Source organism: Hirschia maritima DSM 19733, assembly GCF_000378345.1.
GTDB classification, from domain to species: Bacteria; Pseudomonadota; Alphaproteobacteria; order Caulobacterales; family Hyphomonadaceae; genus Hirschia; species Hirschia maritima.
In genome coordinates this window covers 286,822-300,856 of sequence record NZ_KB899546.1, presented here as the reverse complement: position 1 = coordinate 300,856, position 14,035 = coordinate 286,822, and the positions used below count along the sequence as shown (strand labels likewise).

Sequence of the window (14,035 nt, the reverse complement as noted above, 5' to 3'; positions counted from 1 at the left end):
CAATGCGTGTAGCTGTCGTTTTATTTAATCTGGGTGGTCCAGACAATTTGGATGCTGTGCAACCGTTTTTATTTAATTTGTTTAGCGATAAAGCTATCATTGGTGCGCCAAATCCCATTCGCTGGGCATTAGCTAAATTTATTTCTTCTACGCGCGCAAAAGAAGCCAAAAAAAACTACGCAAAAATGGGGGGAGCTTCCCCTCTTTTAAACGAAACGCAAAAACAAGCTGATGGGTTGGAAAAAGCTTTAAAGGAAACAGGAATTGATGCGCGTTGTTTTCTAGCAATGCGATATTGGAAACCGTTTACCAAAGACGCAGTAAACGCAGTAAAAGAATTTGCTCCAGATAAAATCGTTTTGCTGCCGCTCTATCCTCAGTTTTCAACTACAACTACCGCATCTTCTTTGTTGGAGTGGAAAAAATGCGGCGGCGGCGACGCTGCTAGTATTTGTTGTTATCCAACGGAAGAAGGTTTGATTAGCGCACATGTTGATAAATTGATTTCAACTTGGAAAGACAATGGCGCACCGGATAACTTACGCGTTTTATTGTCAGCACATGGTTTGCCTAAAAAGGTCGTTGATGCAGGCGACCCCTATCAATGGCAAGTGGAACAATCTTGTGCTGCGGTGAAAGCAAAACTGCCTAGCGATTGGGAGGTAGAGATTTGTTATCAATCCAAGGTAGGACCTCTTGAATGGATTGGACCGTCTACTGATGATAGCATCCAAAAGGCTGGTGCTGACGGTAAGAATGTTTTGGTCAGTCCGATAGCTTTTGTTTCCGAACATATCGAAACGCTCGTGGAATTAGATGATGAGTATGCTGAATTAGCCCATGAAAATGGGGTGACAACTTATCTAAGAGCTCCTGCGCTAGGAATTTCAGATGAGTTTATCTCTGGTCTTGCAGGACTTGTACGAAAAGCAGCACTTAATAAGGAAAGCATATTAAATTCTGGAGAGTATAGAATTTGTCCGAAATCTTGGTCTGCTTGTCCAAACACTAAATTTGAAAACATAGGATAATTGATGTCACATTATGAATGGTTTCGTGCCGGACACATCATTTGTGTGATCGCTTGGATGGCAGGATTACTTATGTTGCCACGTTTGTTGGTTTATCGAATTGAAGGCCGCGAAAACGAACAGCTGGTTCAAGCAATGGATTCCGCTATTGCACGTCTTCGTCGTATAATTTTAACACCCATGCTGGTTCTAACGTGGCTCTTTGGATTGGCATTAGCTCATTTCAATTGGGAAGCTTTCATAGGACAACCTTGGTTTTGGGTTAAAATATTGGCTGTTATATTAATTACCGGCACGCATGGCATGTTTGTAAGTCTTTTTAAGAAAGAATTGTCTGACAATCTAACCATGTCTTCCAAGAAACTTAGATTTCTAAACGAAGCACCATTTATGCTGGCGATTATAGCGATCATTATGGTTGTTGTGGAACCATTCGCTAGATAGGTAAATTTTATCTATTTGTTAAAGGTCTTGTTAACTAGTTTTACTTGACTTTTTTTGCTTTTCATGGTGGAGAAAGATTAGCGGGTGTTCTGTCCGTTGAGAATCTTGTCTGGGCTTTGCTCAACTATTCTACTAATTCCGTTATTAGATATTCATAGAAAAGAATTTGGTTCATGTCAGAGACTGAAACCCTTGAGCGTATAACGCTTGAAGAACTTAAGCAAAAATCACCCACTGATCTGCTCGCTTTCGCTGAACAGCTTGAAGTGGAAAATGCCTCTTCACTGCGTACGCAAGAATTACTCTTCGCTATTCTGAAAGAATTATCAGAAAAAGATATCGAGATTATCGGTGGCGGAGTTGTAGAAGTTCTCTCTGACGGATTTGGTTTTCTGAGATCTCCACAATCAAATTACCTTCCCGGACCAGATGATATTTATGTCAGCCCACAACAAATTCGCCGTATGGGTTTAAGAACTGGTGATACTGTTGAAGGTGAAATCAGAGGCCCCCGCAATGATGAGCGTTATTTTGCGCTTGTTAAAGTGGAATCAGTCAATTTTGAAGAACCAGAGAAAGTTAGACATAAGGTTCACTTCGATAACCTGACACCTCTTTACCCCGAAGAACGTTTCAATATTGAAATTGAAGACCCTACTCGCAAAGACCGTTCAGGTCGCGTAATCGATATTGTTGCACCTATTGGTAAAGGTCAGCGTTCTTTGATTGTTGCTCCGCCACGTACGGGTAAAACAGTTCTTCTTCAAAACATCGCTCAATCAATCGCTGAAAATCACCCAGAATGTTATCTGCTCGTTCTTCTAATTGATGAACGTCCTGAAGAGGTAACGGACATGCAACGTTCTGTACGCGGTGAGGTTATTTCATCGACGTTTGATGAACCGGCTACGCGTCACGTACAAGTTGCTGAGATGGTTATTGAAAAAGCAAAGCGTCTTTCTGAACATGGTCGTGATGTTGTAATTCTTCTCGATTCAATCACGCGTCTTGGTCGTGCTTACAACACAGTTGTTCCTTCTTCTGGTAAAGTTCTTACAGGTGGTGTCGATGCAAACGCATTGCAACGTCCTAAGCGTTTCTTCGGTGCTGCTAGAAACATTGAAGAAGGTGGTTCTCTAACAATCATTGCAACTGCTTTGATCGATACTGGATCACGCATGGACGAAGTGATCTTTGAAGAATTTAAAGGTACTGGTAACTCTGAGATCGTTCTTGAGCGTAAGATTGCTGATAAGCGTGTCTTCCCTGCAATCGACATTCTTAAGTCTGGTACTCGTAAAGAAGAACTACTTATGGATCAAAAAGATCTACAGAAAACTTATATTCTGCGTAAAATCCTCAACCCAATGGGTGCACAGGATGCTATCGAGTTTTTGCTGGATAAACTCAAACAGACCAAGAACAATTCAGAGTTCTTCGAATCTATGAAAAACTAGGTTTCAAAACCAAATCAATATTGGGGATGGCAACAAAGTGTGTCATCCCTTTTTTGTGTTCAATTGAATCTATTTGGGACTTCTTTCATGATCAAAATGACTGGACTTAAATCTTGCGATACATGCCGTAAGGCTCAAAAGTGGCTAAAGGAAAATGAATTGGAGTTTTCCTATAGAGACGTCAAAGCCGATGGTGTTCCTGTTCAAGATCTTGAGAAATATGTTGCTGAGCTTGGTTGGGAAAAAGTTATCAATAAGGCTAGCAAGACATGGCGTGAATTAAATGACGATCAGAAATCTGATATCGATGCAAGTAAAGCTGTGGCCTTGCTTCAAGATAATCCAAGCCTTATGAAACGCCCTCTTTTTGAAATTGGCGATAAACTAGTTCTTGGTTTTAGAGACGCCCAAAAAGAAGAAATTTTGTCTTTAAAATAGTTTGTTTCACGTGAAACAAGCGAGTTTGGTGATGAGTTTATGTTGAATGATACGATTTGCGCTCTAGCTAGCGCGTCAGGAAAAGCGGGTGTTTCGGTCATTCGATTGTCTGGTGAACAAGCAACCAACATTTTAAAACTCATCACATTCAAAGATCTTCCAGCAAATCGAATATTGGGTCTCAGATCTATTTATCGACCTGAAGATAAATCTAAGGACGATCCTTTAGATGAAGCTTTAGCCGTATGTATGCCTGGTCCAAATAGTTTCACAGGTGAAGACGTTGTCGAGCTTCATCTTCATGGTGGAACAGCTATTGTTTCAGCAGTGTTGGATGCTTGTCTTTCGACAAAAAAATGTCGTCTAGCTGAACCTGGTGAATATACGCGGCGTGCTTTTGAAAATGGTCGAATGGATCTCACCAAAGCTGAAGCTGTAGGAGATCTCATTGATGCTGAGACAGAGGCACAGCGCCAGCAAGCCATCAAACAATATGATGGTGCTTTCTATGAGCAATGTCAGAATTGGAAATCGACGCTTATAAACGCAATGGCTGCTTTAGATGCGTCCATTGATTTTCCAGATGAAGAAGATGTTCCTAGTGGAATTGACAGTCGGGCCTATCCGTTAGTCCAAGATTTGGTTGAATCTATCCAACAAGCTTTAGATAATTCTAACGCTGGTTTGGCTGTTCGAGATGGTTTCAAGGTTGCGATTATCGGTCCACCAAACGCTGGTAAGTCTACACTTATGAATGCGCTGGCTGGTAGAGATGCAGCAATTGTGTCTGATATTGCTGGCACGACTAGAGATATTGTCGAGGTCAGACTTGAGCTTGCTGGATATATAGTATGGCTTTCAGATACTGCAGGCCTTCGAGATACCGCTGATGCCATTGAGGCTGAAGGCGTCAAAAGAGCTTTAGCACGTGCTGAGGAAAGCGACTTCAGAATATTCCTTCATGCAAAGGATCAAACTCCGCCGGATGTGTCCACTGCGGTGAACGGTGATCTGCTACTTACCAATAAATCCGAATTGAATGTAGAATATCAAGCTTTACAATCAACAGCTACTGAGTTGGAGCATCGTCACATCAGTTTGAAAAATGACAATGATGTTTTGATGGTCAAAGAATTGCTAAGCGCGATAGTTGTTGATCGGATGTCAACCAGTGGTTCAGCGCCTTTGGTATCTCGTCAACGTCATAAGCATCTTTTGCTTTCTACTTTGGATAATCTCAATCACGCTGTTTTGGCAATGGAGAATGATTTCTCATCAGATCTCATCGCAGAAGACATTCGATTGGCAGCAAGAGATATTGGAAAGATCACAGGCGAGATTGATTCAGAAGATATCTTGGACCGCATTTTCGGTGAATTTTGCATCGGAAAATAGTGTTTCATGTGAAACACCTTATTCAAATCTCACTATGAACACTCGACGAATGCGCTTATTCTAATTACATGCATATCCTCTTGAACGGATGAAAAGCATGAATTTAGAGTTTGATGTCATAATTGTCGGTGGTGGCCATGCAGGTGTAGAAGCTGCTTCGGCATCAGCACGCGCAGGCGCGAGTACTGCCCTTATTACTCATAAAGCATCTACCATTGGCGAGATGTCATGTAATCCAGCTATCGGTGGATTAGGTAAAGGTCATCTTGTTCGAGAGATTGACGCACTGGGCGGAATAATGGGGCAAGCTGCTGATCAAGGTGGTATTCAATTTCGTTTGCTAAATCGCTCCAAAGGACCAGCCGTACAAGGGCCTCGTACGCAAGCAGATCGTAAGCTCTATCGCAATGCGGTTCAAAAAGCCGTAGCAGCCCAGGACAATCTAACAGTTATAGAAGATGGTATTGATGACCTGATGTTTGTGGATAACAAACTATCTGGTGTCATTGGAGAGACTGGTAAAGTCTATAGATCAGGTGCTGTTGTTTTAACGACAGGAACCTTCCTTGATGGCATCATCCATCGCGGTGATGAAAGAATTCCAGCTGGTCGCGTTGGAGATCAGCCGGCGAAGGAATTGTCCAAACGCCTTTATTCTCTTGATCTAGAGATGGGGCGTCTCAAGACCGGCACACCTGCGCGTTTGAAGAAGTCCAGTATAGACTGGTCAGTCTTAGAAATGCAGCCAGCTGATGTCGAACCCATTCCTTTCTCGTTTCTAACGGATAAGATTGAAGTTCCGCAAATTGAATGCGGGATGACTTATACCAATGTAGAGACACATAAAGTTATCAATGCGAATATAGAGCAGTCAGCCGTATACTCAGGAGCCATCTCTGGAAAAGGCCCCCGGTATTGTCCGTCTATTGAAGATAAAGTGACACGTTTTGCCGACAAAAATCAGCACCAAGTTTTCCTAGAACCTGAAGGGCTGGATGATGATTTAGTCTATCCAAATGGCATCTCGACGTCATTGCCTGCTGACGTGCAAGATAAGTTTCTACGGACTATGAAAGGTTTGGAGAATGTTGAAATAGCGCAATATGGATATGCTATCGAGTATGATTATGTAGATCCACGCGAGCTGACATCTGACCTTCAATTGAAAAAAGTTCCATCTCTGTATCTAGCTGGCCAGATTAATGGGACAACAGGTTATGAAGAAGCTGGAGCACAGGGATTGATTGCAGGGGTGAATGCAGCACGCAAGGTTCAAGGATTGGATGCTGTAACTCTAGACCGTTCGCAAGCTTACATCGGTGTGATGATAGATGATTTGGTAACGCGTGGTGTATCTGAACCCTATCGAATGTTTACTTCCCGTGCTGAATACCGCCTATCCCTGCGCTCCGATAATGCAGATCAACGACTGACACCACTCGGTGATGAATGGAATATCATCAGCGAAGAGAGACAGTTTGCATTTAGTGAAAAACTTAAGGACCTAAGCAAAGGCCGAGAACTTCTACAATCACTCTCTATGACCCCAAATGAAGCTGGGGCTGTCGGGATTAAGATTACACAAGATGGACGGCGTCGCACTGCTTATGAAATACTGGCATTTCCTCATGTTGATTATGAGTTGCTAACTAAGAAATGGCCTGAGTTAGAAACACTTGGTGTTGCTGTGAAAGAACAACTGGCTATTGAAGCAATTTATGCAGGCTATTTGGAACGACAGCAGGCCGACATTGAATCCTTCCGAAAAGATGAAAGACTGCGTCTGCCTTTGGATATCGATTATGCTAGTGTTGGAGGCCTATCAAATGAGGTCAGATCAAAGTTAGAGGATGTTCGTCCATCAACACTAGGTCAAGCAAGTCGAATTGAAGGTGTCACACCTGGCGCAATCACCGCGCTTCTTGCTTATGTAAAACGCTCACAGAAAGCAGCTGCTAGATAATGATTAGCCCTCTTATTGATGAAGATGGATTTCGTTCGTCTGACCTTTCAGATTACTTATCTGTTTCACGTGAAACATTACAAAAGATCGAAGTTGTTGTTCAGGTCTTGGATAAGTGGCGCAAGACCCATAATTTAATTGGCCCGTCTGAGCGTGACCGTTTGTGGCGTCGTCATATTTTAGATTCATTGCAGGTTTATCAGTATCGCTCGGAGCATGCATCTAGGTGGATAGATCTTGGATCGGGAGCAGGATTTCCTGCACTCATTATGGCATGTGCATCGGAAGAATCTAACGAGAAATTCACGCTCGTAGAAGCTGTTGGTAAGAAATGCGCGTTCTTGCGTGCCGCTGGACGAGAGGCGAAACTCAATTTAACTGTAGAAAACTGCAGAATTGAGAGTGTTTCACGTGAAACTTACGATCATGTCACGTCCAGAGCGCTTGCATCTTTGCCCCAACTCTACGAATATAGTGAGAAGTTTCTCGCCAAAACGGCGAGTTGTATATTCCTAAAAGGAAAAGAAGTGTTGCAAGAGATCGAATCAGCTCAGTCTGACTGGGAATTCGATTACGAACTACACGAGAGTTTCAGTCATACCGAAGGTCGTATTTTGGTTGTTAAAGGGCTTAACCGGCGAAACTAATGAACACACGGATAATCGCAGTCGCGAACCAAAAAGGAGGCGTTGGGAAAACCACGACCTCTATTAATTTAGGAACAGCTCTAGCAGCCGCTGGAAGATCAGTTCTTCTTATCGATTTTGACCCTCAAGGTAATGCCTCGACAGGATTGGGTATTCCTCCATCAGAGCGTGATCTTACAAGCTATGACGTGGTCATAGATGGAGCAGAGATACAGGCTGCGTGTAAGGAAACAGTTATTCCTCGTCTCCACATCATTCCTGGAGATGAAAACCTCTCAGGTGTGGAGACAAAGCTTTCTGATGATCCTAGACGTTCTTATCGATTTAAAGATGCAATGGAGACATATCGCGAGGCAGCAGAAAATGGTGAGTGCGTTAAGTATGATTTTGTTCTCATTGACTGTCCGCCTTCGCTAAGTTCCTTAACTATCAATGCAATGACGGGATGCGATGCGGTTCTAGTACCTCTGCAAACTGAGTTCTTTGCCATGGAAGGCCTTAGTCAGCTTTTGAGAACGATTGAAGTCGTGCGCGGTGCGTTGAATGCTGATTTGGAAATACAAGGCATCGTTCTAACTATGTACGATAAGCGACAAGCTCAGTCGTCTCAGGTTGAAGCTGATGTTCGGTCATTCTTTGGATCTAAAGTTTATGAGACGGTTATACCGCGCAATGTAAGGCTATCGGAAGCCCCAGGGTTTGGTAAGCCAGCACTACTGTATGACCATAAGTGTTCTGGTAGTGAAGCTTATATAAAGCTTGCGAGTGAAGTCATACAACGTGAGAAGGAGCGCGCATAAGCATGGCGAAAGAAGAAAAAAAAGAAGAAGCGCCATCTAAAGCCAAACCTTCGCGTTTAGGTCGTGGTCTTATGGACCTCATTGGTGAGCAAGCGCTTCAACCTGAGACCAGTGCATCCAAGAAAACAAGTGGATCAACTTCCAGCCATAAAAAATTGAATGCTTCTGAAATACCAATCAAATCTATTTCAGGAAACCCAAATCAACCTCGTCAAACTTTCAAAGAAGAAGACTTGGCTGAACTGGAAGCTTCCATCAGGACTAAGGGTGTTTTACAAGCAATCCTTGTTCGGCCTGATCCAAAGGTGGATGGTAAATATCAAATCGTTGCAGGTGAGCGCCGCTGGCGTGCAGCTACGCGTGCAGGTTTGAAGTCAGTTCCGGCAGTAATCAAAGAACTTGATGAATTGGAAGTTCTTGAAATCGGTGTGATCGAGAATGTTCAGCGTGCAGATTTAAACCCGCTCGAAGAAGCTGAAGCTTACCAATCTTTGATTAAACGTTTTGGCCGAACCCAAGATATGCTGGCTGAGCATGTTGGAAAAAGCCGTCCACATATTGCAAATACTCTTCGTCTGCTCAACTTGCCCGATGAAGCACGAGATTTGGTACGTGAAGGTCAATTAAGTGCCGGGCACGCACGCGCTGCATTGGGTGCGCCAGACCCTATGTTGGTCGTTGAGCGCGTTATGAAGAATGGACTTTCGGTTAGAGATGCTGAAAAACTGTCTCATAAATTCCGTATGCTGGAAGAAAACGGCACTAAAGAAAAATCCAAACCTAAAGCTTCAGGACACAAGGATGTAGATACTGAAGCTTTGGAATCTGATCTCGCTCATGCCTTGGGCTTGAATGTTGATATTAAGCATAAGGGCACCAAAGGTGGTGAGATCAGAATTCAGTACACGCAGCTAGAGCAATTGGATGATGTGTGTAGAAGACTGACCTCAGCGAGAACTACTCGGTAATGTTAAACTAAAATAGTCGTCGACTAATACGGTCGATGACTATTTTCAGTATCGCTTCTGTTGAGATTCCGGCTTGTTTACAGGATTTCTCAGCTGCGTAGAGCATAGATAGAGCACGATTGGATCGCGTGGAATTCCAATCTTTAAGCATTTTATTGAAGGCTGGTCTTTCTTTGTCGAACACAGGTGGCCGAAGAAAACGCGCTCCTGATTGAGCATCGATCACCCGCAAAAGCCTAAAATGCAATGTTCGAAGAGCTGAAATCGCAGAACCACCCGCATCAAGATATCTGTCTAATGCTTGATTTGCTGATCCCGCATTTCCAGCAAGAGCAGCATCAGCGGCGTCATCAGCTCCTCTTGGTTGTTCAGTTGCTGCAATTTGCTTGATATCTTCTTCGTTTATAGAACGATCCAATTCATGAGCATAAAGACTCAATTTTTCAATTTCAGAATTGGCAAGTCTCCTATCGCCTGGAAGATCTGATGCGAATAATTCCAAAGCTAAATCATCAATCAGAATATTATGATTGCTCAATTGGGTTTTAATGTAGTCTGCAATTTGGTCTTCGGTGTCAGCGAACAAATGCAAACATGCAGCATCTGGTGACGAAGAGAAACATTCCCTGAGTTTCGATTTCTTTTTTAGATCAGGAGCTTCAATTGCGAGATAGTTTTCTGGATAGATTATTCCCTTGCTAATATCTTCGATTAAATTGATGAATTGCTTAGATAGTGATTCATTGGACAATCTAACTCTGATACATTGTTTTGAGCCAAGTAGGGATACGGCTGTTAGTGTTTCCGCTAATAAGGTGGGATCTTTTTTAAGCTCTTCTTCCTGCAATCTAACAATTTCCAAATCGCCTTTTTCAAGTTTTTTCCATTTTGAAATGAGAGATTGAATAGTATCAGATACAACACCAGCATCTTGACCAAATGCGAGAACTGTATTTATGCCAGCTTTGGGCCTTTGTGTGAATGAGAGCGCTTTTTCACCAGATACGATCAACGAATTCTATCCAGCTCGTTTAATTCTTCCTCGATTGTTTTTTCTAGAGGAATATCCTGATTCAATTCTTCGGCTTTTTTCATTTGGGCAGTTTGGCGTGCAGAGGATGCGTCAAGTGTAAGTTGTTCCTGCAGTCGTCTTGCCAAAAGTAGTGCTACACGCTCTCTAGCGTCAGTTTGAAGAGCGATATCTCCATATTCGGAAACGGCTACATCATAATCAGTTTGGGTTTTTACTTTTCCAAACAATAGAGTTTGTCCGTCAGCATCACGCAGTGTGTAGTTTGCAGCGGCGACGATTGTGGTCCTTGAAACACTGGCATTGGCTTGCAGATTTAAGCGTTGAATTGATTCAGATGCCGTCACTGTAAGAAAAGCGCCTTCTGATACACCAGGGAGGCCCGAGCGGAGTGTTCTAGCCAATTCCTGACGCAATCTATGTCCTATACGGCCATCAATCTGGTTGATGGCGATAGGACCGCTCAATGCATCTGCATTTCCATACACTGGTTGAAATCCACATGAAGATAATGTGGCAGATGAAATTCCTAGTATTAGACAAGATGCAAAGAGATGTTTCATGGTCACTATATCACAATGTTCACAATTCTACCGGGCACAACAATTATCTTTTTAATTTGGGTGTCTGCCAAGAAGGAAGATACTTTTGGGTCTGCCAGAGCGATCTTCTCAACGTCTTCTTTCGAAGCAGATTTATCAACTTGGATTTCCCCGCGCTTTTTACCATTAACCTGAACGGGTAGGGTCAATGTATCCGATGACATGAGTTTTTCATCAGCAATTGGCCAAGGTGCCAAAGTGACTAAGCCTTCGCCACCTAGTGTCGCCCAGCTTTCTTCAGCGATGTGAGGTGCGAACGGTGAAATCAATTGAGCAAGTGTTTTTAAAGCAAAACGTCTTGCAGTCGCAATTCCAGGTCCTTTAGCGTTTTCTGCCTTTTTAAGAGCATTTGCAAATTCGTGGATTTGCGCCACTGAGGTGTTGAATCGAAATTCTGTGATACCGCGCGTCACACCATCAATTGTTTTGTGAGTTGTTCTTAATAAGTCCATCGCCGGACCGTCTTTGATCTCACCGTCATCATCCGAAGGTGCAGCCTCAGCTAAAGACCACAATTTTTGAATGAATTTCCATGATCCTTCTGCTCCAGATTGTGTCCATTCAACGTCACGCTCAGGTGGTGAATCTGATAGAACAAACCAACGCGCAACATCCGCACCATAATCTCCAATGATGACAGATGGATCCACAACATTCTTTTTGGACTTCGACATTTTTTCGATAGAACCAACAGAGACAGGCTCTCCAGTAGCTATTTCAAAATAAGAACCATCTTTCTCGTCGATGTCGTCTGGAGACAACCATTGTCCTTTTAATGATTTGTATGTCTCATGCGTAACCATGCCCTGCGTGAATAGACCAGCAAAAGGCTCTCCATTCGGCAAGTCAATTAAATCGCAGTCGTGCAAGGCGCGTGTGAAAAAGCGAGAATACAGCAAGTGTAAAATAGCATGTTCAACGCCGCCAATATATTGATCTACTGGCAACCAGTAGCCCACAGCCTCTTTATTTACTGGCTCACCAGTTTGAGTGTCGCAGAATCTTGCGAAATACCAAGATGAATCCATAAAGGTATCCATCGTATCGGTTTCACGAACTGCGTCTTTCCCACACTTAGGGCAAGAAGTGTGTTTCCACGTGGGGTGACGGTCCAACGGATTGCCTGGTTCTGAAAAGTCTGGATCTTCAGGAAGTTCGATCGGGAGTTGGTCTTCAGGAACAGGTACAACACCACAATTATCACATCGAATAGCTGGGATTGGGCAACCCCAATAGCGTTGGCGAGATATTCCCCAGTCTCTCAATCTGTAAGTGGTGGAGGATGTCCCAAGACCCAATTCTTCTAGTTTAGCTATGGCAGCTTTTATGGCACCATTGCTGTCCATTCCATTTAGGAACTCAGAATTAATCAACGTCCCATTACCGGTGTACGCTTCATTTTCAATCGAATAGCTAGCTTCATCAGTATTTGTTGGGAGCACAACAGGAATAACGGGAAGATCATATTTACGTGCGAAATCTAGATCTCGTTGATCACCTGCAGGAGAACCAAACACGGCACCTGAACCGTAGGTAGACAAGACAAAATTAGCTGACCAAACAGGAATTTTCCAATCTGGATTGAAAGGGTGCTTTACTTTGAAACCGAGATCTACTCCCAATTTGGGAGCTTTTTCGATGGCTTCTTCTGTTGTACCACCTTTGGCTGCTTCGACGATAAATTCAGCGATTTTCGTGTTCGTTTTTGCCAATTCTTTCGTAATTGGGTGATCAGGTGCAAGAGCTACGAAGCTCGCACCAAATAAAGTGTCTGGTCGGGTTGTGAAAACTTCAATTCCGTTTTCATCACCACCAGCGGGGACATCACCAGCGTACGGCCATTTAAAGGTAGCGCCGATGCTTTTGCCAATCCAATTGGCCTGCATAGTGCGTACTTTTTCTGGCCATTTATCCAAGTTTTGAAGGCCAGATAGAAGATCATCAGCATATTTGGTGATCTTCATTGTCCACTGTTCTAATTCTTTTTGTTCAACTTCCGCACCTGAGCGCCAACCTTTGCCATCAATGACTTGCTCATTAGCGAGCACGGTATTGTCGACCGGATCCCAATTGACTTTAGACTTTTTACGGAAAACGAGGTCGTTCTCCCAAAATTTCAAAAAGATTTTTTGTTGATGACCATAGTATTCGGCATCACAGGTAGCGAATTCACGGTTCCAATCAAACGAAAGCCCAAGTGGAGCAAATTGCTCTTTCATTGCGTCGATGTTCTCGTGCGTCCATATTCCTGGTTGCGCACCTTTCTCCATGGCTGCATTTTCTGCTGGCATGCCAAACGCATCCCAACCCATTGGATGAAGAACATTGTATCCTTTTGATTTATGGAAGCGGGCTACAACGTCCCCCATTGCGTAATTTCGTACGTGACCCATGTGGAGACGACCAGATGGATATGGAAACATCTCAAGCACGTATGCTTTGGGCATGTCTCCAGCTTCGGAAGGGGATTTCGCTTCAAATACTTTAGCGTCGTCCCAAGCTTTTTGCCATTTTGGTTCAACTTCACGTGCGTTATATCGCGTAGCCATTACAGTATTCCATGAACTGGGGGAAACCAGTCTCTTATATTATTTCACAATTTAACGCCGGAATCAGAGATTTCGGCGCTTTCTTGTTTTGATTGTTTTATAACAGTCGATAACTGTTTTGTTCTGTTTATTCGTCTATTGATGAGAGACGCAGTTCACGTGCACGGCTTAAGATAGCATTTTCCAGCGCTGCACCCGTGCCTTCATCCACACTTGCTGTCTGCCAGTTTCCGTTGACTAATACTTCTTTTTGAACAGCCACTTTAACACCGTCAGCGCGAAGACGTGTGTCCAGAATATAGACTGTTGTTTTAAAACGTTCGTCAGGAAGTTCAGGATTTGCATACCAGTCAGAATTGATAATTCCGCCATAAGGGTCTGCAGAGTTTAGTGGCATGAAGCTGATAGTGTCGAGCGATGCTCTCCAGAGATAAGCGTTCACGCCGATACCAGCTTGTTGTTTGCCACTTAGGCTTACTTTTCTAACTGAAGCTTGGTCAGAACCACCACTAGATGAACAGCCAGTTGCTGCTAGTGATGCTGCTAGAATTGCTAAGCCGGTGATCTTTACAGAGGCCATATGCCTTTACTCCATCTTAAAGGTGCGGTGCATTTCACCATTTCCTTTTACTTCATTAACTGCCAGAAGTGCTAGGGCGCAAGTGTTGAGATGTAAGCTCTTCAATATAAGTTTGACGGAAGTAAGCCTTC

General features: G+C 43.4%; 13 protein-coding genes. 9 read left to right on the top strand and 4 right to left on the bottom strand.

Annotation, left to right across the window (positions count from 1 at the left end):
- Positions 1-2 precede the first annotated feature (2 nt).
- The 9 genes from hemH to F551_RS0109675 all read left to right on the top strand — a co-directional run bounded on the left by hemH (position 3) and on the right by F551_RS0109675 (position 9,143).
- A complete protein-coding gene (hemH, locus tag F551_RS0109715; RefSeq protein ID WP_018997314.1) occupies positions 3-1,031 on the top strand; it encodes a ferrochelatase in 1,029 nt (342 codons plus the stop codon).
- A gap of 3 nt (positions 1,032-1,034) precedes the next feature.
- On the top strand, positions 1,035-1,475 hold the full coding sequence (locus tag F551_RS0109710) for a CopD family protein (protein ID WP_018997313.1): 441 nt from the start codon (positions 1,035-1,037) through the stop codon (positions 1,473-1,475).
- A gap of 173 nt (positions 1,476-1,648) precedes the next feature.
- A complete protein-coding gene (gene rho, locus F551_RS0109705; RefSeq protein ID WP_018997312.1) occupies positions 1,649-2,932 on the top strand; it encodes a transcription termination factor Rho in 1,284 nt (427 codons plus the stop codon).
- An 87-nt stretch (positions 2,933-3,019) separates the two neighbouring features.
- Positions 3,020-3,370, top strand: a complete 351-nt coding sequence (locus F551_RS0109700; RefSeq protein ID WP_018997311.1) for a Spx/MgsR family RNA polymerase-binding regulatory protein — start codon at positions 3,020-3,022, stop codon at positions 3,368-3,370.
- A 39-nt stretch (positions 3,371-3,409) separates the two neighbouring features.
- Positions 3,410-4,765, top strand: coding sequence for a tRNA uridine-5-carboxymethylaminomethyl(34) synthesis GTPase MnmE (gene mnmE, locus F551_RS0109695; protein ID WP_018997310.1), 1,356 nt, complete (start codon positions 3,410-3,412; stop codon positions 4,763-4,765).
- Positions 4,766-4,862: 97 nt separating this feature from the next.
- Positions 4,863-6,728 carry a tRNA uridine-5-carboxymethylaminomethyl(34) synthesis enzyme MnmG gene (mnmG, locus tag F551_RS0109690; RefSeq protein ID WP_018997309.1) on the top strand — a complete coding sequence of 622 codons (1,866 nt, stop codon included), beginning with the start codon at positions 4,863-4,865 and terminating at the stop codon, positions 6,726-6,728.
- The gene (gene rsmG / locus F551_RS0109685; protein WP_018997308.1) at positions 6,728-7,375 is read left to right on the top strand and encodes a 16S rRNA (guanine(527)-N(7))-methyltransferase RsmG; all 648 of its coding nucleotides are present in this window, start codon (positions 6,728-6,730) and stop codon (positions 7,373-7,375) included. Before mnmG ends, rsmG begins: the two co-directional genes overlap by 1 nt.
- Positions 7,375-8,175 carry a ParA family protein gene (locus F551_RS0109680; protein ID WP_018997307.1) on the top strand — a complete coding sequence of 267 codons (801 nt, stop codon included), beginning with the start codon at positions 7,375-7,377 and terminating at the stop codon, positions 8,173-8,175. Before rsmG ends, F551_RS0109680 begins: the two co-directional genes overlap by 1 nt.
- 2 nt (positions 8,176-8,177) lie before the next feature.
- Complete coding sequence (locus F551_RS0109675; protein ID WP_018997306.1) at positions 8,178-9,143, top strand: ParB/RepB/Spo0J family partition protein; 966 nt, start codon at positions 8,178-8,180, stop codon at positions 9,141-9,143.
- 7 nt (positions 9,144-9,150) lie between these two features.
- Here the strand turns inward: F551_RS0109675 and holA are convergent, their stop codons facing one another.
- The 4 genes from holA to F551_RS0109655 form a co-directional block, all read right to left on the bottom strand.
- Positions 9,151-10,155 (bottom strand): DNA polymerase III subunit delta, encoded by a 1,005-nt coding sequence (gene holA / locus F551_RS0109670; RefSeq protein ID WP_018997305.1) that lies wholly within the window; start codon positions 10,153-10,155, stop codon positions 9,151-9,153.
- On the bottom strand, positions 10,152-10,736 hold the full coding sequence (gene lptE, locus F551_RS0109665; RefSeq protein ID WP_018997304.1) for an LPS assembly lipoprotein LptE: 585 nt from the start codon (positions 10,734-10,736) through the stop codon (positions 10,152-10,154). The genes holA and lptE overlap by 4 nt, the downstream gene beginning before the upstream one ends.
- 5 nt (positions 10,737-10,741) lie before the next feature.
- Positions 10,742-13,324, bottom strand: a complete 2,583-nt coding sequence (gene leuS, locus F551_RS0109660; protein WP_018997303.1) for a leucine--tRNA ligase — start codon at positions 13,322-13,324, stop codon at positions 10,742-10,744.
- A gap of 127 nt (positions 13,325-13,451) precedes the next feature.
- Positions 13,452-13,904, bottom strand: a complete 453-nt coding sequence (locus F551_RS0109655) for a DUF3576 domain-containing protein (protein ID WP_018997302.1) — start codon at positions 13,902-13,904, stop codon at positions 13,452-13,454.
- Positions 13,905-14,035: the final 131 nt, after the last annotated feature.